General features: G+C 50.1%; 26 protein-coding genes. 10 read left to right on the top strand and 16 right to left on the bottom strand.

Features of this window, described 5'->3' with window-relative positions; genetic code table 11:
* Window positions 1–11 precede the first annotated feature (11 nt).
* The 3 genes from KTO58_RS15425 to KTO58_RS15415 all read left to right on the top strand — a co-directional run bounded on the left by KTO58_RS15425 (window position 12) and on the right by KTO58_RS15415 (window position 2,394).
* Window positions 12–1,115, top strand: coding sequence for a glycoside hydrolase family 99-like domain-containing protein (locus tag KTO58_RS15425; protein WP_157752925.1), 1,104 nt, complete (start codon window positions 12–14; stop codon window positions 1,113–1,115).
* A 160-nt stretch (window positions 1,116–1,275) separates the two neighbouring features.
* Window positions 1,276–2,007 (top strand): DJ-1/PfpI family protein, encoded by a 732-nt coding sequence (locus KTO58_RS15420; protein WP_095838511.1) that lies wholly within the window; start codon window positions 1,276–1,278, stop codon window positions 2,005–2,007.
* Between the two features lie 174 nt (window positions 2,008–2,181).
* The gene (locus tag KTO58_RS15415; protein ID WP_095838512.1) at window positions 2,182–2,394 is read left to right on the top strand and encodes a hypothetical protein; all 213 of its coding nucleotides are present in this window, start codon (window positions 2,182–2,184) and stop codon (window positions 2,392–2,394) included.
* A gap of 43 nt (window positions 2,395–2,437) precedes the next feature.
* On the opposite strand, the gene KTO58_RS15410 is transcribed toward KTO58_RS15415, so the two are convergent.
* From KTO58_RS15410 to KTO58_RS15365, 10 genes are all read right to left on the bottom strand, one after another.
* Window positions 2,438–2,881 (bottom strand): DUF983 domain-containing protein, encoded by a 444-nt coding sequence (locus KTO58_RS15410; protein WP_095838513.1) that lies wholly within the window; start codon window positions 2,879–2,881, stop codon window positions 2,438–2,440.
* Window positions 2,882–2,893: 12 nt separating this feature from the next.
* Window positions 2,894–3,778 (bottom strand): AraC family transcriptional regulator, encoded by an 885-nt coding sequence (locus KTO58_RS15405; protein ID WP_095838514.1) that lies wholly within the window; start codon window positions 3,776–3,778, stop codon window positions 2,894–2,896.
* Between the two features lie 224 nt (window positions 3,779–4,002).
* Window positions 4,003–4,149 (bottom strand): hypothetical protein, encoded by a 147-nt coding sequence (locus KTO58_RS15400; protein WP_157752926.1) that lies wholly within the window; start codon window positions 4,147–4,149, stop codon window positions 4,003–4,005.
* Window positions 4,150–4,267: 118 nt separating this feature from the next.
* Window positions 4,268–5,032 (bottom strand): LytR/AlgR family response regulator transcription factor, encoded by a 765-nt coding sequence (locus KTO58_RS15395; protein ID WP_095838515.1) that lies wholly within the window; start codon window positions 5,030–5,032, stop codon window positions 4,268–4,270.
* A complete protein-coding gene (locus KTO58_RS15390; RefSeq protein WP_198315228.1) occupies window positions 5,029–6,102 on the bottom strand; it encodes a sensor histidine kinase in 1,074 nt (357 codons plus the stop codon). Before KTO58_RS15390 ends, KTO58_RS15395 begins: the two co-directional genes overlap by 4 nt.
* Window positions 6,103–6,106: 4 nt before the next feature.
* Window positions 6,107–7,093, bottom strand: a complete 987-nt coding sequence (locus KTO58_RS15385) for an NAD-dependent epimerase/dehydratase family protein (RefSeq protein WP_095838517.1) — start codon at window positions 7,091–7,093, stop codon at window positions 6,107–6,109.
* Window positions 7,094–7,112: 19 nt separating this feature from the next.
* Complete coding sequence (locus KTO58_RS15380) at window positions 7,113–7,922, bottom strand: SDR family NAD(P)-dependent oxidoreductase (protein ID WP_225859771.1); 810 nt, start codon at window positions 7,920–7,922, stop codon at window positions 7,113–7,115.
* A complete protein-coding gene (locus KTO58_RS15375) occupies window positions 7,915–8,556 on the bottom strand; it encodes an START domain-containing protein (protein ID WP_095838518.1) in 642 nt (213 codons plus the stop codon). The genes KTO58_RS15380 and KTO58_RS15375 overlap by 8 nt, the downstream gene beginning before the upstream one ends.
* Window positions 8,557–8,812: 256 nt before the next feature.
* The gene (locus tag KTO58_RS15370) at window positions 8,813–9,640 is read right to left on the bottom strand and encodes a ThuA domain-containing protein (RefSeq protein WP_095841548.1); all 828 of its coding nucleotides are present in this window, start codon (window positions 9,638–9,640) and stop codon (window positions 8,813–8,815) included.
* A 149-nt stretch (window positions 9,641–9,789) separates the two neighbouring features.
* Complete coding sequence (locus KTO58_RS15365; RefSeq protein ID WP_095838519.1) at window positions 9,790–10,395, bottom strand: beta-class carbonic anhydrase; 606 nt, start codon at window positions 10,393–10,395, stop codon at window positions 9,790–9,792.
* Window positions 10,396–10,777: 382 nt separating this feature from the next.
* Here KTO58_RS15365 and KTO58_RS15360 point away from each other — a divergent pair, with 382 nt between their 5' ends.
* The 3 genes from KTO58_RS15360 (at window position 10,778) to lepB (ending at window position 14,042) form a co-directional block, all read left to right on the top strand.
* Window positions 10,778–12,286 carry a glycosyltransferase family 39 protein gene (locus KTO58_RS15360; protein ID WP_095838520.1) on the top strand — a complete coding sequence of 503 codons (1,509 nt, stop codon included), beginning with the start codon at window positions 10,778–10,780 and terminating at the stop codon, window positions 12,284–12,286.
* 163 nt (window positions 12,287–12,449) lie between these two features.
* Window positions 12,450–12,650: a TonB-dependent receptor gene (locus tag KTO58_RS15355; RefSeq protein WP_095838521.1), complete on the top strand. Its 201-nt coding sequence runs from the start codon at window positions 12,450–12,452 to the stop codon at window positions 12,648–12,650.
* A 207-nt stretch (window positions 12,651–12,857) separates the two neighbouring features.
* On the top strand, window positions 12,858–14,042 hold the full coding sequence (gene lepB, locus KTO58_RS15350) for a signal peptidase I (RefSeq protein ID WP_095838522.1): 1,185 nt from the start codon (window positions 12,858–12,860) through the stop codon (window positions 14,040–14,042).
* A gap of 138 nt (window positions 14,043–14,180) precedes the next feature.
* Here lepB and KTO58_RS15345 read toward each other — a convergent pair whose 3' ends face one another.
* On the bottom strand, window positions 14,181–15,863 hold the full coding sequence (locus KTO58_RS15345) for a lectin (RefSeq protein ID WP_225859770.1): 1,683 nt from the start codon (window positions 15,861–15,863) through the stop codon (window positions 14,181–14,183).
* 435 nt (window positions 15,864–16,298) lie between these two features.
* Here KTO58_RS15345 and KTO58_RS15340 point away from each other — a divergent pair, with 435 nt between their 5' ends.
* The 4 genes from KTO58_RS15340 to KTO58_RS15325 all read left to right on the top strand — a co-directional run bounded on the left by KTO58_RS15340 (window position 16,299) and on the right by KTO58_RS15325 (window position 19,807).
* A complete protein-coding gene (locus KTO58_RS15340; RefSeq protein WP_095838523.1) occupies window positions 16,299–16,703 on the top strand; it encodes a DoxX family protein in 405 nt (134 codons plus the stop codon).
* A 53-nt stretch (window positions 16,704–16,756) separates the two neighbouring features.
* Window positions 16,757–17,161, top strand: coding sequence for a VOC family protein (locus tag KTO58_RS15335; protein WP_095838524.1), 405 nt, complete (start codon window positions 16,757–16,759; stop codon window positions 17,159–17,161).
* A 193-nt stretch (window positions 17,162–17,354) separates the two neighbouring features.
* On the top strand, window positions 17,355–18,695 hold the full coding sequence (locus KTO58_RS15330) for a vanadium-dependent haloperoxidase (RefSeq protein ID WP_095838525.1): 1,341 nt from the start codon (window positions 17,355–17,357) through the stop codon (window positions 18,693–18,695).
* Between the two features lie 632 nt (window positions 18,696–19,327).
* Window positions 19,328–19,807, top strand: coding sequence for a hypothetical protein (locus KTO58_RS15325; protein ID WP_095838526.1), 480 nt, complete (start codon window positions 19,328–19,330; stop codon window positions 19,805–19,807).
* Here the strand turns inward: KTO58_RS15325 and KTO58_RS15320 are convergent.
* Genes KTO58_RS15320 through KTO58_RS15300 form a run of 5 tightly spaced genes read right to left on the bottom strand, consistent with a single transcriptional unit; the run spans window position 19,794 to window position 25,570 of the window.
* Complete coding sequence (locus KTO58_RS15320; protein ID WP_095838527.1) at window positions 19,794–21,041, bottom strand: sensor histidine kinase; 1,248 nt, start codon at window positions 21,039–21,041, stop codon at window positions 19,794–19,796. The two genes, KTO58_RS15325 and KTO58_RS15320, sit on opposite strands and share 14 nt — an antisense overlap.
* On the bottom strand, window positions 21,025–22,398 hold the full coding sequence (locus KTO58_RS15315) for a sigma-54-dependent transcriptional regulator (protein WP_095838528.1): 1,374 nt from the start codon (window positions 22,396–22,398) through the stop codon (window positions 21,025–21,027). Before KTO58_RS15315 ends, KTO58_RS15320 begins: the two co-directional genes overlap by 17 nt.
* Window positions 22,399–22,428: 30 nt before the next feature.
* Window positions 22,429–23,628 carry an ABC transporter permease gene (locus tag KTO58_RS15310; RefSeq protein ID WP_095838529.1) on the bottom strand — a complete coding sequence of 400 codons (1,200 nt, stop codon included), beginning with the start codon at window positions 23,626–23,628 and terminating at the stop codon, window positions 22,429–22,431.
* A 28-nt stretch (window positions 23,629–23,656) separates the two neighbouring features.
* On the bottom strand, window positions 23,657–24,880 hold the full coding sequence (locus tag KTO58_RS15305; protein WP_095838530.1) for an ABC transporter permease: 1,224 nt from the start codon (window positions 24,878–24,880) through the stop codon (window positions 23,657–23,659).
* Between the two features lie 24 nt (window positions 24,881–24,904).
* On the bottom strand, window positions 24,905–25,570 hold the full coding sequence (locus KTO58_RS15300) for an ABC transporter ATP-binding protein (protein WP_095838531.1): 666 nt from the start codon (window positions 25,568–25,570) through the stop codon (window positions 24,905–24,907).
* Window positions 25,571–25,579: the final 9 nt, after the last annotated feature.

The following is a 25,579-nucleotide window of genomic DNA, read 5'->3' as shown; positions in this document are numbered from 1 at the left end:
AACACCTCGTTATGAAAAGGAACTTCCAAAACATCATATACATCACCTTACTATGCATCGCCACCATAGCTTGTAAAAAAGAAAATGGCCCCGATGCAAAAGACAACTTCCTCAATTATGAAATACCCGAAGTGCCCGTCACCGACAACTACGTCGTAGGTGCCTTCTACCAGGATGTACCGGCTTTCAACGCCAACGTCACCCAGGTACCCATACTGGGTAAATACAACATGCTCAATGGCATAGTCCCGCCGGATATCATGACCAAACACCTCCAATACGCCGCCACCGGTGGACTGGACTATTTCCTCTTCTCCTTCCGCTCAGCAGCAAGAGATGTCTCCGGCTTCCGAAGAGACTCCGCCATCGTCAGCGCCTACCTGTCCGCTGCCACACCCACCAGCGTTCGATTCGCATTGGCATACAACTTCTCCAACGATGTATTCGGTATCTCACCCAACGCATTGCTGGAAAACGATCCAGTCAAATTAGAACAGTTCTTCAACGATGTGGAAAAAGTAGCCGCCTGGATGACAGATGCCAAATACATGACCGTCAACAACAAAAAACTGCTCTACATCATGAATGCCCATAACCTCTTCTCCGCCAACAACCCGGCTATATATAACACCCTCCGTAGCCGCCTGTCCACAAAAGGAGTGGAGCTCTACATCGTAGGTATGCAGGACAGATGGTCCCCGCCAGGCAGATACCCCTTCCGCTTCCAGCATTGCGTAGATGCTATCTTCCACCAGCCCTTCCTGCCCGATGGCTACGATCGCTTCTACCTGCTCCCACAGATCATGGACCAGAACTGGAAATACTCCACGAAATATTTCGCCGAACAAATGGGCGTTGACTACGTACCCAACATATTCCCGGCATACGACTGGCGTATACAGAACCCGTCCAACCAGAACCCTACCGTAGATCGGAAGGACAATGGAACACTGTATAAGAAGTTGTGTAATGTGGCTAAGATGAACGCCAGCAAGTCCACCCGCCTCATTCTCATCAGTGCCTTCAACGACTGGAACAACGATGCCCAACTCGAACCGGCACAGAGCTACGGCGACCTGTACCTCAACATCACAAAAACGCAGTTCAAGCGCTAACGCGCCTTTTTTTACTTCCATGGCTCACGCGGCAGGACCTTCCTGCCGCTTTTTTTATACGCCCCCACTCCCGAAAAACAATATAAAAACCCCGCTTTTACAGTATACAAATCCCCTTATGCAAAACAACCCCTCGCCCCCCGATAAGTAATATTGTACCATGAAAAAGATACTTTACATAGGCTGCTGCCTGCTGCTCGTCAGCTGGCAGTCACAGGCACAGCAGGCCCCCGCCCAACACAAACGTATCAATGTAGCAGTACTCATCTATCCGGGTGTCGAACTTATGGACTTCGCCGGCGCCACCGATGTATTCATCAAAGCAGGTAGCCTCACAAAGGATAGCTATCATATCTATACCATTGCGCTGGAAGCCAACGCTATACAGACAGAAAAAGGAATGATCCGCTTACAACCGGATTATAACAGCCACACTGACTATCCAAAACCAGACCTGTTCGTAATACCCGGCGCCGCTATGGAAACGATCGCCGCCCTCAAAGACAGTACCGATTTGCTCACATTCATCCGTGATATGTCGGCCCGCGCAGGTACGACCATGTCAATATGCACAGGCGCTTATCTCCTCGGCCATGCCGGGCTGCTCAAAGGCCGTAATGCCACCACTCACTGGTTCGTAGCCGATAATTTCCAGGAGACCTTCCCCAGCCTCCACCTGCAAAAAGACGTACGTTTCGTGGAAGATGGTAATATCATCACCGCCTCCGGTATCACTTCCGGCATCGACGCCGCTATATATGTGGTCGGTAAATTCAATGGCCCTCAGCTGGCAACCATCGTATCCAAGGCCATGCAATACGTACCGCACAAAGAAGAAAGCTGGCCCAAGCCCGTGGCAGGCATTAAATACGTACCTGGAAAAAACAAATGATAATGGAAAAAAACATACAACAACAACGCCTGATCAATACTTTATATGTAGCCAATAGGGTGGCTGTGGCGATCGTGCTGTGCTGCCTGTTGTTACTGCTGCTGAAATGGATATAAGTGGCTGAGAGGAGATTACAGCAACAGGCCGTAGATTCCTGCTACAAAACCTTTACGTATGAAAAGCATCAAAAACATTGGAGCAGGACTGAAGCGCGAAGCGCTCAAAAACATTAAAGGAGGGATCGCAGCACATGCTGCTGCCTATTGCAGAGGCACTTGTCTGCCAGGTCGCTGTCCCGAAACAGATGGCCCTTATAGCTGTGTGTGTGATACCGGCCTGGCAGTGCCCATGCCGCCGGGTATCTGTAAGATATACAGCCATGAATAGTTGTCCATACAAAAAGAAATGCCCTCCGGAGAGGGCATTTCGCTTAAGACACAGTCTGTTGCGGGAGCGTGTGCATATGCGCTTTATAATCTGGCTGGTATCGCACAAAAAACGCCAGCCATATCGTCCTGGACAACCGCATCAACGGTGGCTGCAACAATATCAACAACAAAGCATTAAATCCTAACCACCAGAATAAACGATTGTCATACAGGGAAAATCCAAGGATCACCCACCAGGCAATAAAAGACGCCACACTGATCGCTACCGTCAACGCATAGCTCACATACCCCGTCCCAAAGTAAAATCCTATCTCCATCTCGATAGATTGCCCACATTCCGCACAGGTCTGATTCATCTCCGTGAAATGTTTCAGGTTATAAGCATTGTCAGACTTGAATATCTTACCGCTGCGGCAACGGGGACACTTATTCTGTAAGATACTGAGCAACAAATTGGGCTTCTTCTGTTTAGCGTGGGCACACATGATCTGATAATTTTATTGATGAATAAATTCTTTTCTGAACTCTTCCGGCGTCATCCCCTCATTTTTCTTGAAAAACCGGTTGAAGTAAGAGTTGTCCTGGAAGTTCAACTCATAGGCGATCTCCGTAATGCTCATATGTGCATTCGTCAGCAACCGCTTCGCCTCCAGCAACACCCGCTCCCGTATCAGGTCGCCGGCTGTCTTGCCAAGCAACGCCCGGCACAACGCATTCAGGTGGTTAGGCGTGATATACAACAACTCCGCATACTCCTTCGGCAATCGCATCGTACGGTAGTACTGGTTGATCAACTGCTGAAAATTGTTCAGCAACACCGACTGCTGCTTCGGATGTTTAATAGCATCCGCCGTCATACAATGACGCTCCACCGTCAGGAATAACTCAATCAACCGCAACCGGATAATATCCACATCAGGATGCGGCGCCTGCTTGCCCGCCCGCACAATATCCTCCAGCAACCCCGTCACCAACCCCTGCACAGCGCCGGGCAACTGGCACACACCTTGCCGGCTGTTGCCGCTGAAAAATGGAAACTGCTCCAGGTAATTCGGGTCCAGCAAAAAAGAACGGAAAAGATCAGCAGAAAAATGCACCACAAACCCATCTATCCCCTCCTCAAAATTCCAGCTATGCACCTGTCCGGGTGCCATAAAATACAACTGGTATGCCTTCACCTCAAACTTGACAAAGTCTATCGTATGCGTACCACTTCCTCGCGTAAACAACGCCAGATGATAAAAAGTATGACGATGCGGATGATGCAAATACTGGTAATGCTGCTCCAGGTAATCCGGAAACCGCTCCGCCAGCAGGTCCTGAGGATGTCCATTTTTACTGATACTACAAATATCATATACCGGTATCGCTGCACTTGCCATATTGGATCACTTGGTTGACACAAAATTATCGAAAACCTACCGCCCCCAATGGCACCTTTCCTCCTTATTATGGTACTTTTTACCGATACCCCTAAAAAGTACCATAAAATAAAACTGCCACCCGTTTCTCAACAGATGGCAGCGTCGAATTTTTGAACACTAAAGGATTGACTAACAGGTAGATCTCTTATAGGGTAATTACGGATAAGTAATAAAGGACAAAACTAATACTCCAATGCCTCCAGCACCACCGCCCCCAAATGACCGCGTACCGCCAGCTGGGACTGCATCCGGAATACTTTAGTATTCACAGCGGTCAATGGGGAAATAACAGGGAGCATTAATAACAAATAACAACGTAAATACAACATATTCACCTCCTTCTTTAAAAGGAGTTGCTAAAATAATACTATTTTGGGGTAAAATTATATAGTAATTATCAAAGAGGCAAGGTTGTTTAACAGTATTTAACGGATGGGGTAATATTAGCTACATACCTTCATATTTGCCTTCCAGCCAGTTCTTGAAATCCGCCACCCGCTCCCGGCTGATGATCACATCCTCATCCACCGCAGGCTCCAACTGCAGGATCAACCGGCTGTTATAATAAGCCGTGATCTTTTTAATAGCGTCTATATGAATGATAAATTGCCGGTTAATACGGAAAAACTGGCCCTTGTCCAGCATCTTCTCTATCTGATCCAGTGAATAGTCCAATGGCACCCGCTGGCTCGTATTGGTCGTCGCCCACGTACCTCCTTTCACAAACTGGATAAACGAAATATCCTTCGCCTTCACATAGATCAACTGGTTGTTCAGCCGCCCGATAAAACGCGTATTGTCCCGCCGTAAAAACTCCTCCGCAATCTTTGAAATATCAATATTATAAGGCTGTGCAGGCCGGAACTGCTCATACTTCTGCAGCGCCTGCTGCAACTCCTTCAGATCGATCGGCTTCATCAGGTAGTCTATACTATTCACCTTAAAAGCCTGCAACGCAAATCCATCATAAGCCGTCGTAAAAATAATAGGCGTATGCACCTTCGTCTGGCTGAATAACTCAAAACAATTCCCGTCAGAAAGCTGGATATCCATCATCATCAGGTCCACCCGGTGTGATTCCTCCATCCATCGCATCCCCTCCACTACCGACGAAATAATAGCCACCACCTCTATCGCAGGATTACATTGATGCAACAACTGGATCAGCCGCTCCGCATTATGCATTTCATCTTCAAATATGACCACTCTCATGACTGGAATATAATAGGTATTTTAACAATGAACAGCGCTCCCTCCTGGCTCACAAGAATACCCTGGCCACTGGCCAGCTCATAACGTTTATGGATATTCTCCAAGCCAATCCCCCACGAATGATCCGGATGCAGCTTGGGCCGTATATGATTGGTGACCGTCAGCGAATGCTCATCACTACGCACCGTAATGATCAACGGATCATTCACGGAAAAACGATTGTGTTTAATCGCATTTTCCACCAGCAACTGCAACGTCGCCGGTGGTATCATCCCCTTGTGTTTCACCTTTTCCATAATCTCCGAAATGAACTGTATACTATGCTGATGCCGGATACGGATCAGGAAAAGATACGAATCCAGAAAGTCTAGCTCCGTCTGTATCGGCACCAGGTTCTCAAACTTCTTGTCCAGGATATACCGGTACGTCTTCGCCAGCTGCGTAATATAATCAGCTGCCAGGTCAGGACTCTTGTAAACGATATTGGTCAACACACTGAGTGAGTTGAAAAAAAAATGTGGATCTATCTGGTTCCGTAACGCATCATATTTCGCCTGGATATTCTCCCGCATCAGCCGCTCCGTCTGCAACTGGTACTCCTTCCACCCCTTGTAGTAAAACACCACCCCGTTAAATGTCAGTATCAATAAGTAAAAAAGGAAAGTCCCGAAGTTCAGGTCATAACTAAATGCCTTAAAACTCTCCCAGGCCTCATAACGGTTAAATACCAGCACATCCAGCAACCCATATAGGAACCCGAATAACAACGCCGCACACAGCCCATACAACAACAATACCCCACAGATATACCAAAGCCGGGCCGTAGAGTGCTTACGCTCCACCGCCCGCTCCGTCTTACGCGATACCCATATCGCTCCCTCCCAGACCAACAAACCGAATAATACATAGAACAGGCTGAATAAATGCCCGCGCATATTAAACACATGCAGCTCCTGGAAAGAAAGGTCAAACGACTTGAAGATCGTACTGAATACATACAATACCAATATCCTCGATAAATACCGGAATAGCTTGCTCGAAAATAATCGCTCGCTTTTTTGAAAGTCCATTAAATTAAAAATAGGCATTTTCCTTAAACCAGTTCAACGCATCACCTACCGCCGTCTTCATCGGCGTGTACCGCACCGACAACTCCCGCTCCGATTTTTTACCGGTATAATAATTCTCCAGACACAACAGGTAAGCCGAAGAATAGTTCAGCTTCTGCGAACGACGCGTCACCCGCTCCACCATCGACCCGATCAAACCACCCACCTTCAACACCACCGGCGGAATACGAACGATCAGCTTCGGCTCCCGAGCCACCTCGTTCACCAGCTGAAAGAACTCCTTATAACTCAGGTTATGACCGGCCAGCAAATAACAATCACCTATACGCCCCCGCTCTATCGCCTTGATAATACCCATACATACATCCTGTATATGCACAAAGTTCTTACCGCCGGGAGGATAAAACACCACCTTCTTCCCCAAACCGTATAACAATAACTTGCCACTGCTGGGCTTCGTATCATGAGGCCCTATCATAAACGTCGGATTCACAATCACGCCGGGCAGCTTACAGTGCTCTATCTGCTCCAGCACATACTGCTGCGCCAGGTACTTACTGTTGATATACCCCGAATTAGCATTGAACAGCGCAAAACCGTTCAGCTCACTACCAGGATTTTCCTTATTGCCAGGCCCCATCGTATTCGCAGTACTCACATGCACGAACTTTTGCACTCCCTGTGCCAGACAAGCCGCTACAATATGTTTGGTCCCCGTAAAGTTCACTCGCTCATAAGCCGCAAAGTCAATATCCCATTGCTCCGTAATACTGGCCGTATGCACCACAATGTCACAGCCGGCCACCGCCTGCATCACCTCCGCTGCATCGTCTATATGCCCGAAAAACAACTCACAGGGAATATCCGAAATGCCTTTCAGATCCGCAGATGGCCGCACCATCGCCTTCACCTCATACCCCAGCCGGAATAACTCCCGGGTCAGATTCGCACCCAAAAAACCATTGGCGCCCGTTACTAATACTTTACTCATACTTACTGTCGTTATCACCTCAGGCGGGCATAGAAGAGTAGGGGATCTCCTTCTTCACCGCCTTCGACACAATTTTTAGTTTTAATGCTAAAGGAATAATGTTCATCAACATATGATTCAGCCGGTTCATAAACCCGGGAATGATCACCCCATCCCCCGCCAGCGTCTTCCGTAGCGCTATACGCGCAATCTCCGAAGTAGGCAATAACCCCATCTTACCCTTCGCCCCTTGCACAATGATCCGCCGCGATGTCAGCGAATTCGTCATAATAGGACCGGGATACACCACACTCACCGACAACCCCGTACCTGCCAGCTCCTCCTTCAATCCCAAGGAGAAAGAAGAAACAAATGCCTTCGAGGCAGGGTAAACAGTCTTATAGGCAATAGGCGTAAATGCCGCCATACTCGAAATATTCATGATATAACTACGTTCATGCTGCAACAAATGCGGGAGCAGCAACCGCGTCACCAACGCCGTACTACGCACATTCACCAGGATGATCTGGTCGATCTTGTCCACCGGCGCACCCGTAATAGCCGCCGTACCCCCCACACCAGCATTGTTGATCAGAAAGTCGATCGCATAACGCCGCATGATCTCCTCCAGCTTACACTTTAACAACGATACATCCGTAAGATCAAACTCAAATACCTGCACATCCACCTGGTACTCCAGCATCAGATGATACGCCAGCGAACTCGTATTCCCTCCGGGCAACGCAATCAGGATAATGTTCATCCCCTTCCGCGCACATTGAATGGCAAACTCCTTCCCCAAACCGGAACTCGCCCCGGTGATCAGTGTGTATTTACTTGGATTACTCATGTGCAGTAGTTTCTAAAAGGCGCTTAAATTTGGACATAGTCTTGAACAGGTGAGAATGAACGATCGGATCAGAAACCCAACGGGGGATCTTTTTACTACGGTCCGTCGTGATAATATAAGTGATCCGCAACTCATCCCCGGCTTGCGGCTCCAATACCCACTTCCCCCGCGTACCGGTAATGCGCGTTACATTCCTGCTCTCCGGAAACTGACTGTGCAACGCACTCTCAAAAGAGATCTCCACCGAACGGTCCGTCACCCCCGCCTGGTAATGATATGCCAGCAGACAGTCCTGGTCCTCCAGCGGCCAGGGAAAATCATATTGTATATATGTCAGCCAACGGTGCTGGTCAGCACCTCCCACCACCTGGTAAGTCCGCACATCCGGGTTCCATTGTTTCCCCTTGGAAGCATCCTTCAACAGGTGAATAATATCCGGCGTCCGGCTCCGCACCGAAAACACCGCCTTGATCTCCCGTACCTTATCCCCACTCCTCGAAGCGATCCACCGCTCGTACAACGATAACGTCCCATCCCGCTTCACCAGCTTGAAATCATCCGGCGCCGGCGCCACCGCCAGCATCGCCTGCAACAGCACCGTATGAATGATCGTCAATAATCCCGCGTGTACCATGTCAAAAATATTTATGGTGTAAAATTGCAGGGATAGCCGCGCTAATCAAATCATTTTCCGTTGAACCGTCAATTGAAGATGTTGAACCGTCTGATTAGTGATTGATCTGTTGTGATGCCCTGTGGTGGCGGATTTGAGGGTGCACAAAAGCCCCGGCAACACACCTTTTACAGTGCGTGGCCAGGGCTTCTTACTTACATGTGACACCGCACATGCATTTACCCCCTACGGCGCACAAAAAATAAAGGGAAAAAAATCACTTACGGCCGCCTAACCATAATAAACTGTTTAAAACCAGCTTGTTCTGCGTCTCGTTGTCAAAAGAAAAAGATAACTCCTTATTAGTACCCCCATCATAATCAATGTCATTATGACCCATATTGAAATAGATCATCTTATACCGCTTGTTCGTCCACACCACCGGGTAATACCCCCTATGCCATATCTCATGCGGCTTAGGTCCCGTACCCAACGGAAAACTACTGGGGTCAATAGATAATAATATCCGGATATCCCGGTTCTTACGCAGATCATGCTCCCAACGATACCACTCATTAGGCGCAGACGTAAATACCGCCGGTAACCCCTTCACCGCCGCATGCCGCTGGTCCTCCACCCGCAAACGCGCACTGGTCGGATGCCACGTATTACTCACATACGATCCCGACCCGAGAAACCGGTTATGATACCAATCCCAATCCTGCGGATAATCCGATGGCGTCAACGCAAAAGCAGAGAAATGAAACCCCATCCACGCACCGCCGCCTTCCATATACGCCTCAAACGCCGCCCGCTGATCCGCCGTCTCCGGCCGCGTATCCAAAAACACCACCACCTGGTACTGCGACAAAAATTCCTTATTCATCTTACTCCAGTCAGCAGTAGAATCATACACAAACGCATGCTCCCGCGCCATCCGCGGAAACCAACGGTTCGCCTCATGCACAAAACTAATATGCGCACGGTCATGCCTACCCGTATAAAAAGCAATCACCTTAAAAGGTACCGTCTGCGCAAAACAAGGGAAAAAGGCCAGAACAAATAAGACGCCGAGCAGCGTCATGCGGCGGAATTCAGATAACATGAGCATTACATTCTTTAGAATGTAATAAAGATAATCGTTAAAAAAGGATATTCATAACCGTATAAACGAAGCCGTCTTCCGGCTGGCGAGGTGGGCATCCGGCAAAAAGGCGGCTTCCTGAACAAAATGGGTCAGCAACACACAGATAGCTAATTCGCTCTGCCAGCCTGCGTAGCCGCCGCTACCTCCAGCAGCTTACCAGTCTTCACATCATAAATGTACCCGTAAATAGGAATGTCACCGGGTACCAACGGATGCTGCCGGATACGCGTCACATCCTCCACCACACTCCCCGCCAGATCCCGGAACGTCAGAAAAGCAATATGACGCGCCTCCGCAGAACCACCGCCTTCCTCCACATTCCGCCAGCCGTGCTCATCCACCGTCGCCGTCTTCAGACTGCCCGCCAACAAATCACGGATCACATCATCCGTAAACAACTGCATCCCGCAATCCGTGTGATGAATCACAAACCACTCCCGCGTTCCCAACAGCTTGTGCGAAATCACCAACGACCGGATCGCATCATCACTCGCCCGGCCACCGGCATTACGGATCACATGCGCATCGCCTTCCGACAATCCCGCATACTTCGCAGGATCCAGCCGCGCATCCATACAAGTCAATATAGCAAATCGACGCCCGGGAGGAAGCGGCAACGCCCCCTTCTCCCCAAATTCCGACGCATAACGCTGATTCGCAGCCAACACCTCCTGGTGTACCTCGCTGCGCTCTTGTTGCAATAATGTAGACATGGGTTGGTTTTTTTTAGGGTGATAACTGTAAAAATAATTAGTCCACTAAATACATAGACTATATACGAGCCGCCGGAACAGATAGTTTTTACCGGCCTCAACCACATCTCCACAAAAACATCCTTTTTCCCTCATTATCAGAAAGAAATGAACTTTTTGACCAACCGTTTGTAATAAGTAAACACAAACTTTGTATCACCTCGCCAACAATGGCGATACAAAAACATGTCTGAAACACTTTGCCAGCAAGATCAATATGCGAACTTGATTTTCTTTGATTTTCTCCCTTTATATTGCGGCATCGCCCATGACATTTGTCACACTGCTACTTTATCCCTTATACCCGTACCGCGAACTAATCAGAATGAGCAAATAATCCAGCATGGAGAGAGCCGGAGCGGAGCAACAAATACTACCTACTGACAGATTCCGAAGTCACCTGCTGTTAAAAGCAGTAGGCGCTATCGTTATACTAAGATGGTCCTTCGTCGGATTAATGGGCCTCATGCCACAAGATGCCTACTACGCCTTCTATGGCCAACATCCCGCATTGTCCTACTTCGATCACCCGGGTGGTATCGCTTGGATACTAAAAAGCATCACCTTCCTGTTCGGTAAAAAAGTGTGGGCACTCAAACTCGCCGATACTATCATCACCACCGCCACCATAACAGCCTTTTACGCCCTGGCCAAATGTTTCCTGAGCACACATAAAGCCATCCATGCACTGCTATTCCTGCTGTCCACACTCATGATCACCGTGCTCTCATTGGTATCCACACCCGATGTACCACTCCTGCTATGCTGGACACTCACCTTACTTTGCTGCTACCAGGCCGTCTTCCGCCAGCGCAATACCTACTGGATATGGACCGGCATCGCCATGGGGCTCGCATTCAACAGCAAGTACACCGCCGCCGCACTTCCCCTGGGCATCCTCTTGTTCCTCCTCAGCAGCCCTCCCCATCGTAAACACCTATCCACTCCCTGGCCCTGGATCTCACTGGGCTTCGCGCTACTCACCACCGCACCGGTATGGATATGGAATATACAACATGGCTTCGCTTCCATCCGCTTCCAATCCACCGCCCGCGCCGCCGATATCAGCCTTAATCTGCCCGACGTACTGGGCGTCATCGGCCACCAGGCACTACTCATAATGCCCGTCCTCTTCTGCGCACTCCTATACTTCATCTATCGCAATTACCGCCGCTATAAAGATTGTCAGCCACTCATCCCCGCCGCGCAACTGTTCCTGCTTTGTTTCTTCCTGCCCACCTTCCTGGGCTTCTTCCTCATATCCCCCTTCTACTGGATAAAACTCAACTGGATGATGCCTGCCTATATCACCGGCATCATTTGGGTCAGCCAATGGCTGAGCAAAAAACAACTATACTGGCAATGGATATGCACCGCCGTCATACATATCGCCGTCGCCATAGAGATCATCTGGTATCCCATCCCCGTCAAATCAGACGATATATGGCTAGGATGGAAAGAACTGTCCATAGAGATCAACACTCTCCAATCCCGCTACCCACAGGATTTTGTCTTCTCCGCAGATAGCTACAAAACCAGCGCCGTACTCAACGTCTACCTCGATAGCACCGTCTACGCCGCTAACATATTGGGCGAACCTGCCTTGCAATTCGACTTTATCGGTACCAACCTCCAAGCCCTCGAAGGCCGCAATGCCCTGTTCATCAACTCCGTCCCCGACATCGATAATGAAGAAAGCGAAATAGAATTCGCCGCCAACCTGCAACCCTACTTCGAAAACGTAATGCCACTACCAACCGTCATCGTCAGAAAAGGAGATCGAATCATCCGCAAATTCCTCGTATATCGCTGCTACAACTATCGCCCCCCGGGCAAAGAAGATCACCCGTAATATTTTCCCGATCTCGTAAATAGCACCCATCCCGCCATACTTAACTTCACGCCTTCTTCCGGCGTCTGCAGCCCTGCATATCATCAAAAAAAAACCGCTAAGCAAACCATGCGTCAAAGCACTCTTATTACCGCATTACTCCTCAGCGCCTCCGCTATATGATGTGCTGAAAAACCTCCACCTCAGCGGCTCCCGAAACCGATTTGCAAAAAACAACAATAATACCTACAACGGCAACGAAGGCCCCATACAGGCGTATAACTTGTTCAACTTCGGTGGCAGCCTCCGCCTCAATAAAGCCACCACCCTCACCGTAGGCGTCGAAAACCTGTTCAATGAAGACGACCTCCCCGCCAGGGCATAGTGGTTCATGATCCCGGGTTTCTACGCCAAAGGCAAAGACCGCGCCTTCAACACCGGCCTCACCCTTACCTGCTAACACTACTTGATAATATTATAATATTCGCTAACCGCCATCCCCGAAAAGGATGGCGGCTTTTTTGCCGCTGATCAATATACCCTGGACTTCCGCTGCCTCATTCCTTACTTTTAGTAACATAAATCGCATACCATGAATCGTCTATGGAAGAAAAAGGATCCCGCCGCCAACCCGCGCAAAAAGTCCATATTCCGCGAATGGCTCGATGCCGCCGTATTCGCCGTAATAGCCGCCACCCTCATCCGCACTTTCATCTTCGAAGCCTATTCCATCCCCACCGGCTCCATGGAACGTACCTTGCTGGTCAATGACTACCTTATCGTCAGCAAGATCAGCTACGGCCCCCGCACCCCCATGACGCCGCTGGCAACGCCTTTTGTACACAACAAATTGCCTTTCACCGCACATACACCGTCCTATACCACCGCCATACAATGGAAATATCACCGGCTACCAGGGCTCGCCAATATCCGTCGTAACGATATCGTCGTATTCAACGCCCCCGAAGGAGATACCGTCGCCCTCGAAATAGAAGATAAAAGCAACTACTACGACCTCGTCAGAAGATATGGCCGCGAAAGCATCTGGAAAGAATTCCACGTCATCGCCCGCCCGGTCGACAAACGGGAAAATATCATCAAAAGATGCGTCGCCATACCTGGCGATGTAATCCAAAGCATCGATGGCGTACTCTTTGTCAACGGACAAAAAGCTTTCACCCCTCCACAGGGAGAAACCACCTACTGGATTCAAACCACCGGCGATGCCCTCAACCCCGACCGGCTGGACGAATTGGGCGTCATCGACCCCATACTGGCACAGACAGAAAATAACAAGTTCCTCTATAATCTCACCACCGCCGACTCCGCCACCTTACACAACTTCCCGGTAGTAAAACAGGTGCAGAAAGATATCAACGGCAGGGGAGTGGCCGACAGAGCCGTCTTCCCCCACGATACCGCCTTGTACCACTGGAACCAGGACAACTTCGGCCCCATCACCATCCCGCATAAAGGCACACAAATCTCCCTCAGCCGCAATAATATCGAAATATATCGCCGCATCATCAGCGTATACGAAGGCAACACCCTCGCCGAAAATGAAGGTAACTTCCTCGTCAACGGCAACCCCGCCAACACCTATACGTTCAAAATGGACTACTACTGGATGATGGGAGATAACAGGCACAACTCCCTCGACTCCCGCTTCTGGGGCTTCGTACCCGAAGACCACATCGTCGGCAAACCCTGGATCACCTGGATGAGCTATGGCAAACATGGCCCCCGCTGGGACAGATTCTTAAAAGGGATTCAATAACAAACTTGTAACATCTATAAGTCGCGTCCACCGCTCCCGTATCATTCGTATAACTGCTATATACCGTTTCTATATCCCCTCCCGCATAAAAAAGGCCGGTCTTCCAAGACCGGCCCCGGAAAAAATGGGTATCGGGTATTAAAAAGTAAATTGCTCCGTAGCAGATATCGTCGTACGGTTACAGGTCATCCCCTGCGTACCGCCCTCACTAGAAAGATAACGCCCGTTACTTCCCTTCAGCGAAATCGTATTGTTCGCATTCACCACCCACTCAAACTGCTCCCAGGGACCTATCGCCGGCCGGTTACAATTCACAGGCTGTGTACCGTTCTCAGAACTCACATACTTACCGCCGTTCAGCAAGGCCACCTTGCCGCCACCGGCATTCACCACCGTAAACTGCTCCCAACCTTGCGCCACCGCACGGTTACATTGCATCGGCTGCGCACCGTTCTCACTGCTTACATACTGCCCGTTAGAACCGCGTAACGTGATCGTCTGGCCAAATGGGACCGTCGGATTACTACCGCCTGGCACCGGCGGCGTAGGCCGGATAGCCGTCAATGCAAGCTGCTTCTTCAACATCTTCCCACCATCACCCGTCAATCGCAGATAATAGTCCGCCGAACATACAACCCCGTCCTCATCCAATGTCACAAAGTTAGAACCCGCCGGTATCATAGCGGCATTCTCCGCCGTCTTCGCAATCTGGTTACCTTCATTGTACTCGTCAAACATCGAAATATACAACCCCTGCGCACCTACCCGTATCATATTGTAAAACTGCCTCCACATAAAATCCCCGTGCGCACGCTGATGCTCCTGCAGATCACCGGGTAATATACAGGGCTGATAGTCAATGCCATTAGCATTACAATACGACTGGTCAGGCGTATTCACATTATTGAAGAAATTATCAGCGTCGTTAATGTTACCAATACGGCCCACCATCCAGGGAGACAACATGTTAAATGCCCGGTACACCCCAATGAAATTCGGCCGGGAATCACTTTCCTGGTTACGCCAGTGCGTAGGTACCCCGCCAATCACATAACAACCCCTCGCCTTAAACCAGTTGATCACATCCAGGCACACATCCGCCGGCCATGGGTGATTGTCGTCGTTAAAACCAAATCCCCAGATACATACCACCGGCTTCCCATTCTGATACGCATATGCAGAAGAAGAGGTATAAGCCGACATCTTATTCGTCCAGTCTGCTTTGATCTCCTGCTGCATATGCTGCCAGCCGCTCACATCATACATGATGTAAAACTTTCGCCCATAAGTCTGCGCCGCATTCCGCACCTTCGCCGTGATCGCATCCCGCACAGGCCCTTCCTGCCCGTTGGGATTAAATCGTTGCAACGCCGCCGCATCAATACCGTTCTGCTGCATCCACAGGAAATGCGTATTGATCGTCTGATCAGAAAAAGAAGAGAACAATCGCGCCGGCTGACCGTTGTTCAGATTAGGCCATGCCGTCACATACGTAGCAGTATAATCCCGCACATCCGGCCACGACTTAATACCGTTATTACCGGCCGAGGGCAACTGCCCCCAGTTCTGCGTCCAATGCCACCAGGCATTGATAGGTGAGCCATCCCCCGCACAGGCAAACCACCCCTGGTAACCTACCGTCACCTTGCCAACTACATCCCCCACAGGCGAAGCCTCCGTTTTCACAACACGACCGTCACCGGCTACATCCTCGTGCTGCTTCGTACAACTAAAAAGAAATAATGCCACAACGGCAAGCAGAAAAGTAGATACCCGCTTCATTCGGATAAATGTCTGTCCGACATTTTTACTGGTTTTCATAGCTTCTTGAGTTTTTAATAATTGGATATGGTGTGCAAATAAGGCGCGCAAGATAATACACACTAGGGTCCGGTAGGTAGTATGAACAGGTGCATAACATGGAATTTTAATGGAATTTTAACAAACAACACAAAGCAAAGCCAACTGCCTTAACAAACAAACTAACAAATGCACTAATCGTATTTTTTTGTATTAATATCCCCTGATATGCCGCTAAGCCCTTAATAAAATATCAACGGCACCACCTCCTTGCCTCGATAATATATATCATACCTCCACAGATAGCGCGCTAATCCCTCCCGCAATTACAGGCCGGCAGATAACAAAAAACACTTTTTGTCCTGATTTCCCCCCTGGATTGTCGCAATCACACAGCCTGATAAAAAAGAAATCAAACTACGTTTGCATTATCAAATCAATCAAAACATAATAATCATGGAAGCTGTTCACATCACACCCACCATACAGACACCGTCAAAAGCGGCATTATGGACCGGCCGTATCATCGGTATCCTCGTCATCCTGTTCATGCTCGTCGATGCCATCATGAAAGTCATAAAAGCCGCCCCTTCCATGGAAGGCTCCGTACAGCTGGGCTGGCCCGCCGACGCCGTACAAGGTATAGGCATCGCCCTCCTCGTCAGCACCATCCTGTATATCATCCCTCGGACCGCCGTACTCGGCGCCATCCTCCTCACAGGATACCTCGGTGGCGCCACCGCCGTCATGATACGCGCAGGCCAACCCATCTACTTCTGCCTCATCATGGGCATACTCACATGGGCCGCCTTGTACCTCACCGACCCCGCCGTACGTAAACTCATCCCGATACACAAATAGTAATACCATCAACATTAAAAACGAATTAACTTAACTTCCTAAATCGCAACATCATGGCTAAAATGATCTTCGTTAATCTCCCGGTTAAAGACCTCCAGCAATCAAAGGACTTCTTCACCCAACTGGGATATAGCTTTAATCCGCAATTCACCGACGATAAAGCCGCCTGCCTCGTCATCTCCGATACCATCTTCGCCATGCTGCTCACAGAAGAATACTTTAAATCCTTCAGCAACCAAGAGGTCGCCGACACCTCCAAAGTAAATGAAGTGATCCTCGCCCTCTCCGCAGACAGCAAAGAACAACTGATAGAGCTGGTAGACAAAGCAGTAGCCGCAGGCGCCACAGAACCCAAGCCGGCCACCGACTATGGCTTCATGTACAGCCGTACCTTCAACGACCTCGATGGACACCGCTGGGAGATCGTTTACATGGATCCCAACGCCGTACAACAATAAAGAACAGTGACCATACTTAATTAACGGACAGGCCCATCCTGTCCGTTAATGTTTTAGTGAACACCCAAATCCCATCACGCCGATACACAGCGTAGCCCCTCCCGACCTTACAACCGGAAACCAGCACCATCAGCACCATCATAATTCATTAGCAACCCTTGTCATTATTGTTAACACCTTCAATGTTTAAACCATGCAACCCAACTATTTGCGCAACGGACTTTGTTGCCTGCTACTCCTCTGCATCTTCGCATGCCGCAAAGAACAACAGATCAAAGACGATCAACGTGCCCCCATCACCGAATCCCTCGCCCGCATCGGCGAAACAGCCATACCCGCATCCTGGTACCAGCTGCAACTCAAACTGATAAAAGAAACCCCCGGCTTCAGCCCGCCCGTAGCCGCACGCGCCATCGCATACACCGGCGTAGCCGGCTACGAAGCCGTCGCCCCGGGCATACAGGGATACCCCTCCCTCAATGGACAACTCAATGGCCTCTCCCAATTACCCCGCCCCGACAGGTTCAAAAGATATAAATGGAGCATCGCCGCCAACAGCGCCCTCGCCGCCATCACCAAAAACCTGTATCCCAACGCCTCCCCGGCAAACGTCACCGCCATCAACCAACTCGAAACCGATAACCTCGCCGCCCTCTCCAACAACTGCGACTCCGCAGAGGTCAGCCGCTCCGTAAACTTTGGCAAACAAATCGCCGCCGCCATCCTCCAATGGTCTAACACCGATGGTGGCAAAGATGGCTATGCCAACAACTTCCCCACAGACTACATCCCGCCAGTAGGCCCCGGCCTATGGGTACCCACACCCCCACAATTCCAGCGCGCACTACTCCCATACTGGGGCAACAACCGCCCACTGGTACGCCCCGCCACCCCCGATGTACCCAACATCCCACACCCCCCATACGCCACCGACACCACCTCCGCATTCTATAAAGCCGCCTGGCTCGTATACCACAAAGGCATCACCCTCACCCCCGAAGAACGTACCATCGCCCTCTACTGGGCCGACGGTGGCGGCACTTTCACCCCGCCAGGTCACCTCATCGCCATCGCCGTTCAACTGGCAGGTGAACAACAACTCTCCCTGGCCCGGACCGCCAGACTCCTCGCCCAGGTAGGCATCAGCCTCAACGACGCCGGCATCCTCTGCTGGAAGTATAAATACAAATACAACCTCGTCCGCCCCGTCACCTACATCAAAAACCAAATAGACTCCGCCTGGAACCCTCTCATCAACACCCCGCCATTCCCTTCCTACACCTCCGGACACGCCACCTTCACCAGCGCCGCTGGTAACGTACTGGCCGGCAACTTCGGCAATAACTTCACCTTCTCCGATAAACAAAAAATACCGGATGGATTCTCCGCCCGCTCCTTTAACACCTTCTCCGCCATGATAGACGAAGCTGCCATCTCCCGCGTATACGGTGGCATCCACTACGAATACGATAGCGAAGCAGGCAAAACCACCGGCAAACAGATCGCCAACCGCGTACTGTCACTCCGCTTCTGATCTTAAGATATTAGAACGCTGATAGCTGATGCCGCTAATAAAAAGAGGATGTCTCAACAAGATCGTTGAGACATCCTCCGTATCATCTCCACACCAGTAGTCGGCAGTACCGAACTGCTCCACACCTGATCGTTCTAATCAGGAACAGTAGTCGCTTCCGTTACCACCGCTTGTTTCAGGAGCAGCGGCCAACGGAGAGCGTCTTTACCACAGGAAATAATAAAGCAACACTTACAGACTAACCTCTCGTACAGGCATACACGCCAGGGCTGCTGGTCGAGCCGCAATAACACATGAACTGCGTACTCACATCGCACTGGTTCGGCTGGAATGGCACACAACGCCTGTTCTCACAGAACACGGCACTAACACTCATGCCGCCGCCTTTTAATGTGCGCAATGCCGCACGGTCCATCGATTGGAATGACAACGATGACAGGGATTTTTTCATACTAGGGATTTGAAGGGTTAAAAATGCTTTTCTTGGTCCATACAATATACAAATTCAATTATTGGAATGAAAGCACTATTCTTTACGTTATTTATCTAGACCCATTTATTCCCTCAACATCCCCCTTTGATCCCTTAACCGTTTGTATATCTTTGCACCAACAATGAAATACTCACCCGTTATGAAATCTACTTGCTTCGCCTTCACCATCATCGCAAGCGCCGCCTTGGCTTGCAATCAGTCACAACAACAACCTGCCACTTCCCGGCCCGCCTCCCTCAATGGCTCCTATCGCCTGCTCAACAGCTGGCAGATCAAAAACGGAGACACCCTCAACACCACACCGCCCGCCGGCCTCGAAACCATCAAGTTGTTCAACGACAACCACTTCGCCTTCTTTTCACACGATCTCAATAAAGGTAAAGACAGCGCCGCTACCTTCGGCGCCGGCAGCGGTACCTACCAACTGTCCGGCAACGAGTATAAAGAACACTTACAGTTCTGCAGCTATCGCGAATGGGAAAACAGGGACTTCTCCTTCCAACTGGAAATAAAACAAGATACACTCATACAGAAAGGCATCGAAAAGATCGATAGCCTGCAGGTTAACCACGAAATAATAGAAGTATATGTGAAAATGCCGGCAGCTAAAACTGAATAACAAACTCCGTCCTGCCGGGTGCTACCGTCGTCAGCGATAGCTCATACCCGTGTTGGTGCAATACCTCCCGGATCAGCGTAAGCCCGATCCCTTGCCCGTTCTTTTTAGTACTGAAAAATGGACTGAACAGCTGCTCCGCAATAGCGGGGTCTATACCACTTCCGGAATCCGCAATAACCAGCACCCGCTCCGGCTGCCGCGTGATAAATTCAACAACACCGGGCCCGGTAGTAGCCTCCAGCGCGTTTTTGACAATGTTGATCAATACCTGCTCCAGCTGCGCCGGGTCCGCCTCTATAAGAAAAGATCCCGCCGATAAATGATATGCAAAACGGATATCCCGCTCCTGCGCCTTCATCTCCATCAGCCGCGCTACACCTGCCACCAGCTGGTGCAGGTCCACCGGCTGACGGCTGGGCTCCGGTAGCCGCACCACATCCGCAAAATTACGCATGAACATATTCAGATGCTGATTACGTTGTATCGCTACCTGCAACGCATGTTGTAACACCTCCGAAGAAGACAACCCAGGCGTAGCCAGCGCCGATTGTAAAATAGAATTCACCGGCCCGATCGTATTGTTCACCTCATGCGCCATCATCCGGATCACCTTACCATACGCCTTCTTCTCCGCCGCCAGTATCTCCGCCGTCAACTCCTCTATCAACACAAACTGACGGGCAAAGCCCCGGTCCATAAAATGAGACTTCTGCAACTTATACGTCACCGCATTGTTATAGGTCACCGTCATCGATCGGTCCGGCTCCAGCTGCTGTATATGCGCCAGCACCGGATGAAATCGCAATATCTCCTGCGCCTTCGGATTCGCCTGCGAGACCTGCTGATCATAATCCAATATCACAATGCCGGTAGGAGAAGTGTGTATCAGCTTCTCCAGGAAAAGATGCTGCTGCTCCTGCTTGATACGCTCCTGCCGCAACTCATCGATCATCCGGTTATAAACCGCTATCAGCTGATCCATCTCATACTGCCCCGATGGCAGCAACTTCACCGCGAAATCCTTACTGCTGATCGCCTCCGCACCCTCCACCAGCAACCGCAAGGGAGAGATCAGCTGCAAATAGAAACGCCACGACAACCACAACGAAAACAATAACACCGCCTCCGAAACAATAAACAATACCTTGTTCGACCGGAACACAGAGTAACTTAATACCAGCGCCACCAGGTGCAACAACCCGATAAACAGGATATACTTAGTCCTGAGCCTCATCGTAAGGAATATTATATTTCTCCAGACGACGATACAGCGAACTACGGGTTAACCCCAACGATGCCGCCGCCTTCGCAATCTTGTTCTTGTGAAAATCCATCGCCTTCCGTATCATTAATACCTCTATCTCATCCAGCGTCACCGTACCCACCTGGGGCAACTGTATACTACCCTTATGAGCCGCCGACAACTCCAGCTGCGCTCGGAAATCCGCCGTATCCAGGTCATCTCGCCGCGATATCAGCACCGACCGCTCCACCAGGTTCTTCAACTGACGGATATTACCTGGCCATGGCAACTGCTGCAACCACTTCATCGCTTCCCGCGTCACCGTCAACGCCGGCCGGTTATAGATCTCCTTAAGATTATTAATGAAAAACTGCACCAGCAAAGGTATATCCCCGGGCCGCTCCCGCAACGGCGGCAAATGCACCGTGATCAGGTTAATACGGTAAAACAAATCCTCCCGGAAACTACCTGCCGACACCATATGCTCCAACTGCTTGTTAGTCCCGCAGATCACCCGCGTATCCACCACACGCGTACGACTACTCCCTAATACCTCGTAAGTCCGGTCCTGCAACACCCGCAACAACTTCACCTGACTCCCGAAGTCAAGATCACCTATCTCATCCAAAAAGATCGTCCCCTTATGCGCCAACTCAAAACGACCCACCCGGTCCGTACGCGCATCCGTAAATGCCCCTCGCACATGCCCGAACATCTCACTCTCAAACAACGTCGTCGAAATACCGCCTAAGTTCACCTTCACAAAGGCACGGCTCCGCCGCATACTGTGCTGATGTATTGCCTCCGCAATCAACTCCTTACCCGTACCACTCTCCCCCGTGATCAACACCGGCGCATCCGTAGCCGCCACCCGGCCCACCGTCTCCAACAAAGACAACATCCGCTCATCACCCGTAATAATAGCCCCAAAATCATATAACTTATCCAACTCCTTCCTATGCTGCGGTTGCACTGCCTGCTCCCGCAACTGCAATAACGTCTGCACAGATTGCAACAAATGCTCGTTCGTCCAGGGCTTATTGATAAAATCACTGGCGCCCAGCTTCATCCCCTGCACCGCCAGCGCAATAGTACCCCACCCCGTAATCAGAATCACCGGAATATCAGCATACTCCCGCCGGATGATACGAAGCAATGCCATCCCTTCCTCACCACTGGTCGCCGCACTGAAGTTCAGATCCAGGATGATCAGCCTGATAACTCGCGTAGACAGCAGATCCAACGCCTCCCGCTCAGAAGAAGCACTACATACCTTATACCGGGCATTGCCGAATAATAATTCCATCGAAGCGCGTACCGCTATATCATCGTCTATTATAAGTATCATAGCTGGTATGCAAGTTACAAATTGAAAAATTTAATCCTCGTGCAATGCCACCGCCGGGTAAATCGCCGCCGCTTGCCTGCCAGGATATATAGCACATAAAAACACCAGCACATAAACAGATACCACCGATAATAGGATCGCCGTCAGATAAATACCAGTAGCCAGATCAAATACATGCAGCAGCGGAAACTGCATCGCAAAAAACAACCCGATCAGTATCGCAAATGTCGATAATATCAACGACTCCGCTACCAGCTGCCCCGACACAGAACTACCCGTCGCGCCAATCGCCCGCCGCAACCCGATCTCCCCGCGCCGCTTGTTAATAGTATACCAAAGCACCCCAAACAACCCCAATGCCACGTTGATGATCAGGAACCCCGCCACTATCGAAGAAACGATCAGTGGCACCAATGCCAGATTGTTAATACTCGAACGCTGCGCCGTTAAATGCTGCACGTCAATATTCGATCCCTTCATCGTACGCGACAACGTATTATACAATCGACCTTCCTGCGCAATCCCACTCCCGGGAGCCACTTTCACAATCATACTCCCTAACCACTTGTAATCAGTACTGTCCGCCCGCACGAACATCGCCGGCGATACCGTCGAGTAATCTCCCTTGAACTTCGCATCCTTGACTACCCCCAATACCCGCGGCCCCCGGCCCTTATTACCCTCACTCTTATAATCCTCACCGATAAACTCTCCCACAGCGTTCTTATTGCCAAACAACCGCTCCCGCAGCGTCTCATTGATCACCACTCCTTGCGTCGTACTGGCCTTATCCGTATTATCAAACCAACGACCCTCCGTGACAACCATACCCAACACCTTCGCCAGGTGCATATCCGTACGGTAAATATCTACCCCCGTCACCTTAATGTCCCTGTATTGCGTGCCGGTCTGTATCGTCGAATTCGCAAAGGGCGCATTACTCGTCATATAACTCACTCCCTCCACATGCGGCAACGTTGCTACCGTACGCCGCAACGTCTCATAAAAAGTCAGCAACGAATCACTATCATTCGTCTCCATCGTATTGTTATAAGTAGCAATCCAAACATCCCGGTCCGTCAAACCCATCGGCTTACGGTAGTTGTTGAAACAAAAAGCCATCAACGTAAATACCGCAAACAACACAAAGAAGGATACCACCATCTCTATGATGAGTAACACGTGCTGCCCCTTCTTGTTCCATATTAATGTAAATAAATGCCTGAACATAGTTATTGATAATTTAAAGGGTCTGTAATTAAGAGGCCGTACGTAAAGCCACGATCACATGCATCCGCGACATCCGCCATGCCGGGTATACACCGGATAATAATCCAAATACGATACATGCCAGCAGACTAAGCAGCAACACCGGCACATTCAACGATAAATGAAAATGATCGATCAGCGATAAATAATTGAAAAGCGCCAGCGCCGCCAACGATAAGGGAATACTAAGCAAACCTCCCCCCAGCGTTAATATCAGGTTCTCTATAATGAACTGACCGGTCAACGTCCACGAAGTAGCCCCGAAAGACTTCCGCACCCCGATCTCGGAAGATCGTTCCATAATACGTGTAATATTGATGTTCACCAGGTTGATAGCTGGCAGAAACATCACCAGGCACACAAATATAGCAATGGCCAGATAGACATTGCCTGCCGTCCCCAAACGTCCGAAATCCAGGAACGCATGCAAATAATCCTGTGCCTTACTCTCGATCTTATCATACCCGGATTGCGTGATCGGTAACTTGGATGCCATATGCTCATACTCCTGACGCATCTTCGCCACATCCGCAACACGCCCCGCCAGCAAGATCACCCGGAAAGAACCAAAATACCCGCTTTCCTTCCGGTAATCCTTCTTCGACACCGTATAAGGCAGGTACATGTCGCTGAAAAACATCTGGCTGGATGCCGCCACATCCTTTACCACGCCGATCACCCGGTACTGGATATCATCCGCCGTAATAAACTTGCCAACTACCTCGCCACCTCCAAAATACTCCTGCTTCAAATGCTCCGAAATTACAGCCACCCGCTCCGCATTATCCAGCTGCTGCCGGCTGAAGGGTTTTCCTTCCGTAAAATCATAGTCCAGCACATCCCAGTAAGCCGCATTCGTATACTTATACTGAAGAGAGATCTTCTTGTTGTTAAGATACGTGTTCGTACTGCTGGCCCAGGTGGAAATAGCCACACTCACCGGTGTTTTCAACTTGTTGATATAATCATCCACCAGGCTTTTCGACAACATAGACCTGTTCATCGACTCCGGCCCCGTCATCGTCACAGCATTAATATATAAAGAACGATCCCGCTTACGGTCAGGGTAATTGTCGTTAAACATCTTGTTGACAAAAGATGCCAGCACCGTCAGCAACATCAGCGTAAAACTGATCACGAATAAACTCAGAAAGGTGAAGAACTTACGTCGTTGCAACACCGCAATAGCTATCTTGAAATAATTTTTAAGCATAAGGAAATAGTTGAAATGAATAGACTATTGTACCTGGCTGCCGTCAAACAAACGTACCAGCCGGTGTGTCTTCCGCGCCATATGTTCATCATGCGTCACCATCACGATCGTAGTACCCTCCCGCTTGTTAAGATCCAGCAGGATGTCCATGATCTCATTACCCATCGCACTGTCCAGGTTGCCCGTCGGCTCATCCGCCAGTATGATCTCCGGGTTCCCCACAATAGCCCGCGCAATAGCCACCCGCTGCTTCTGCCCACCCGACAACTGCTTCGGGAAATGTTTCAGCCGGTTGCTCAACCCCACCTTGCCAAGCGCCGCCGTCGCCAGCTCCCGCCGCTCGCTGCCACTGGCCTTACGATACAGCAATGGCAACTCCACATTATCCAACACCTTCAGATCATTGATCAGGTGATAACTTTGGAAAATAAAACCCACCTTCCGGTTCCTGAACTCCGCCAACCGGCGGTCAGACAGCTGCTCCGTACGCTGCTGATCTATCAGCACACCGCCCTTCGAAGGTGCATCCAGCAAACCCATCACATTTAACAGGGTGCTCTTCCCGCATCCCGAGGGCCCCATAATGGAAACAAACTCACCCTTCGATACCTCCAGGTTGATATTGTGAAGAGCCAGCGTCTCGACCGTATCCGTACGGTATACTTTTTCTATGTTTTGTAAACTGATCATATGGCGTTA

The organism is Chitinophaga pendula, from assembly GCF_020386615.1.
Classification (GTDB): Bacteria; Bacteroidota; Bacteroidia; order Chitinophagales; family Chitinophagaceae; genus Chitinophaga; species Chitinophaga pendula.
This window is presented reverse-complemented; position numbering and strand designations above follow the sequence as displayed.

Excerpts from the sequence above, each read along its gene's own strand:
- KTO58_RS15425 (WP_157752925.1), top strand. The coding sequence starts at position 12 with ATGAAAAGGAACTTCCAAAACATCATATACATCACCTTACTATGCATC.
- KTO58_RS15420 (WP_095838511.1), top strand. The coding sequence starts at position 1,276 with ATGAAAAAGATACTTTACATAGGCTGCTGCCTGCTGCTCGTCAGCTGG.
- KTO58_RS15415 (WP_095838512.1), top strand. The coding sequence starts at position 2,182 with ATGAAAAGCATCAAAAACATTGGAGCAGGACTGAAGCGCGAAGCGCTC.
- KTO58_RS15410 (WP_095838513.1), bottom strand. The coding sequence starts at position 2,881 with ATGTGTGCCCACGCTAAACAGAAGAAGCCCAATTTGTTGCTCAGTATC.
- KTO58_RS15405 (WP_095838514.1), bottom strand. The coding sequence starts at position 3,778 with ATGGCAAGTGCAGCGATACCGGTATATGATATTTGTAGTATCAGTAAA.
- KTO58_RS15400 (WP_157752926.1), bottom strand. The coding sequence starts at position 4,149 with ATGTTGTATTTACGTTGTTATTTGTTATTAATGCTCCCTGTTATTTCC.
- KTO58_RS15395 (WP_095838515.1), bottom strand. The coding sequence starts at position 5,032 with ATGAGAGTGGTCATATTTGAAGATGAAATGCATAATGCGGAGCGGCTG.
- KTO58_RS15390 (WP_198315228.1), bottom strand. The coding sequence starts at position 6,102 with ATGGACTTTCAAAAAAGCGAGCGATTATTTTCGAGCAAGCTATTCCGG.
- KTO58_RS15385 (WP_095838517.1), bottom strand. The coding sequence starts at position 7,093 with ATGAGTAAAGTATTAGTAACGGGCGCCAATGGTTTTTTGGGTGCGAAT.
- KTO58_RS15380 (WP_225859771.1), bottom strand. The coding sequence starts at position 7,922 with ATGAGTAATCCAAGTAAATACACACTGATCACCGGGGCGAGTTCCGGT.
- KTO58_RS15375 (WP_095838518.1), bottom strand. The coding sequence starts at position 8,556 with ATGGTACACGCGGGATTATTGACGATCATTCATACGGTGCTGTTGCAG.
- KTO58_RS15370 (WP_095841548.1), bottom strand. The coding sequence starts at position 9,640 with ATGTTATCTGAATTCCGCCGCATGACGCTGCTCGGCGTCTTATTTGTT.
- KTO58_RS15365 (WP_095838519.1), bottom strand. The coding sequence starts at position 10,395 with ATGTCTACATTATTGCAACAAGAGCGCAGCGAGGTACACCAGGAGGTG.
- KTO58_RS15360 (WP_095838520.1), top strand. The coding sequence starts at position 10,778 with ATGGAGAGAGCCGGAGCGGAGCAACAAATACTACCTACTGACAGATTC.
- lepB (WP_095838522.1), top strand. The coding sequence starts at position 12,858 with ATGAATCGTCTATGGAAGAAAAAGGATCCCGCCGCCAACCCGCGCAAA.
- KTO58_RS15345 (WP_225859770.1), bottom strand. The coding sequence starts at position 15,863 with ATGAAAACCAGTAAAAATGTCGGACAGACATTTATCCGAATGAAGCGG.
- KTO58_RS15340 (WP_095838523.1), top strand. The coding sequence starts at position 16,299 with ATGGAAGCTGTTCACATCACACCCACCATACAGACACCGTCAAAAGCG.
- KTO58_RS15335 (WP_095838524.1), top strand. The coding sequence starts at position 16,757 with ATGGCTAAAATGATCTTCGTTAATCTCCCGGTTAAAGACCTCCAGCAA.
- KTO58_RS15330 (WP_095838525.1), top strand. The coding sequence starts at position 17,355 with ATGCAACCCAACTATTTGCGCAACGGACTTTGTTGCCTGCTACTCCTC.
- KTO58_RS15325 (WP_095838526.1), top strand. The coding sequence starts at position 19,328 with ATGAAATCTACTTGCTTCGCCTTCACCATCATCGCAAGCGCCGCCTTG.
- KTO58_RS15320 (WP_095838527.1), bottom strand. The coding sequence starts at position 21,041 with ATGAGGCTCAGGACTAAGTATATCCTGTTTATCGGGTTGTTGCACCTG.
- KTO58_RS15315 (WP_095838528.1), bottom strand. The coding sequence starts at position 22,398 with ATGATACTTATAATAGACGATGATATAGCGGTACGCGCTTCGATGGAA.
- KTO58_RS15310 (WP_095838529.1), bottom strand. The coding sequence starts at position 23,628 with ATGTTCAGGCATTTATTTACATTAATATGGAACAAGAAGGGGCAGCAC.
- KTO58_RS15305 (WP_095838530.1), bottom strand. The coding sequence starts at position 24,880 with ATGCTTAAAAATTATTTCAAGATAGCTATTGCGGTGTTGCAACGACGT.
- KTO58_RS15300 (WP_095838531.1), bottom strand. The coding sequence starts at position 25,570 with ATGATCAGTTTACAAAACATAGAAAAAGTATACCGTACGGATACGGTC.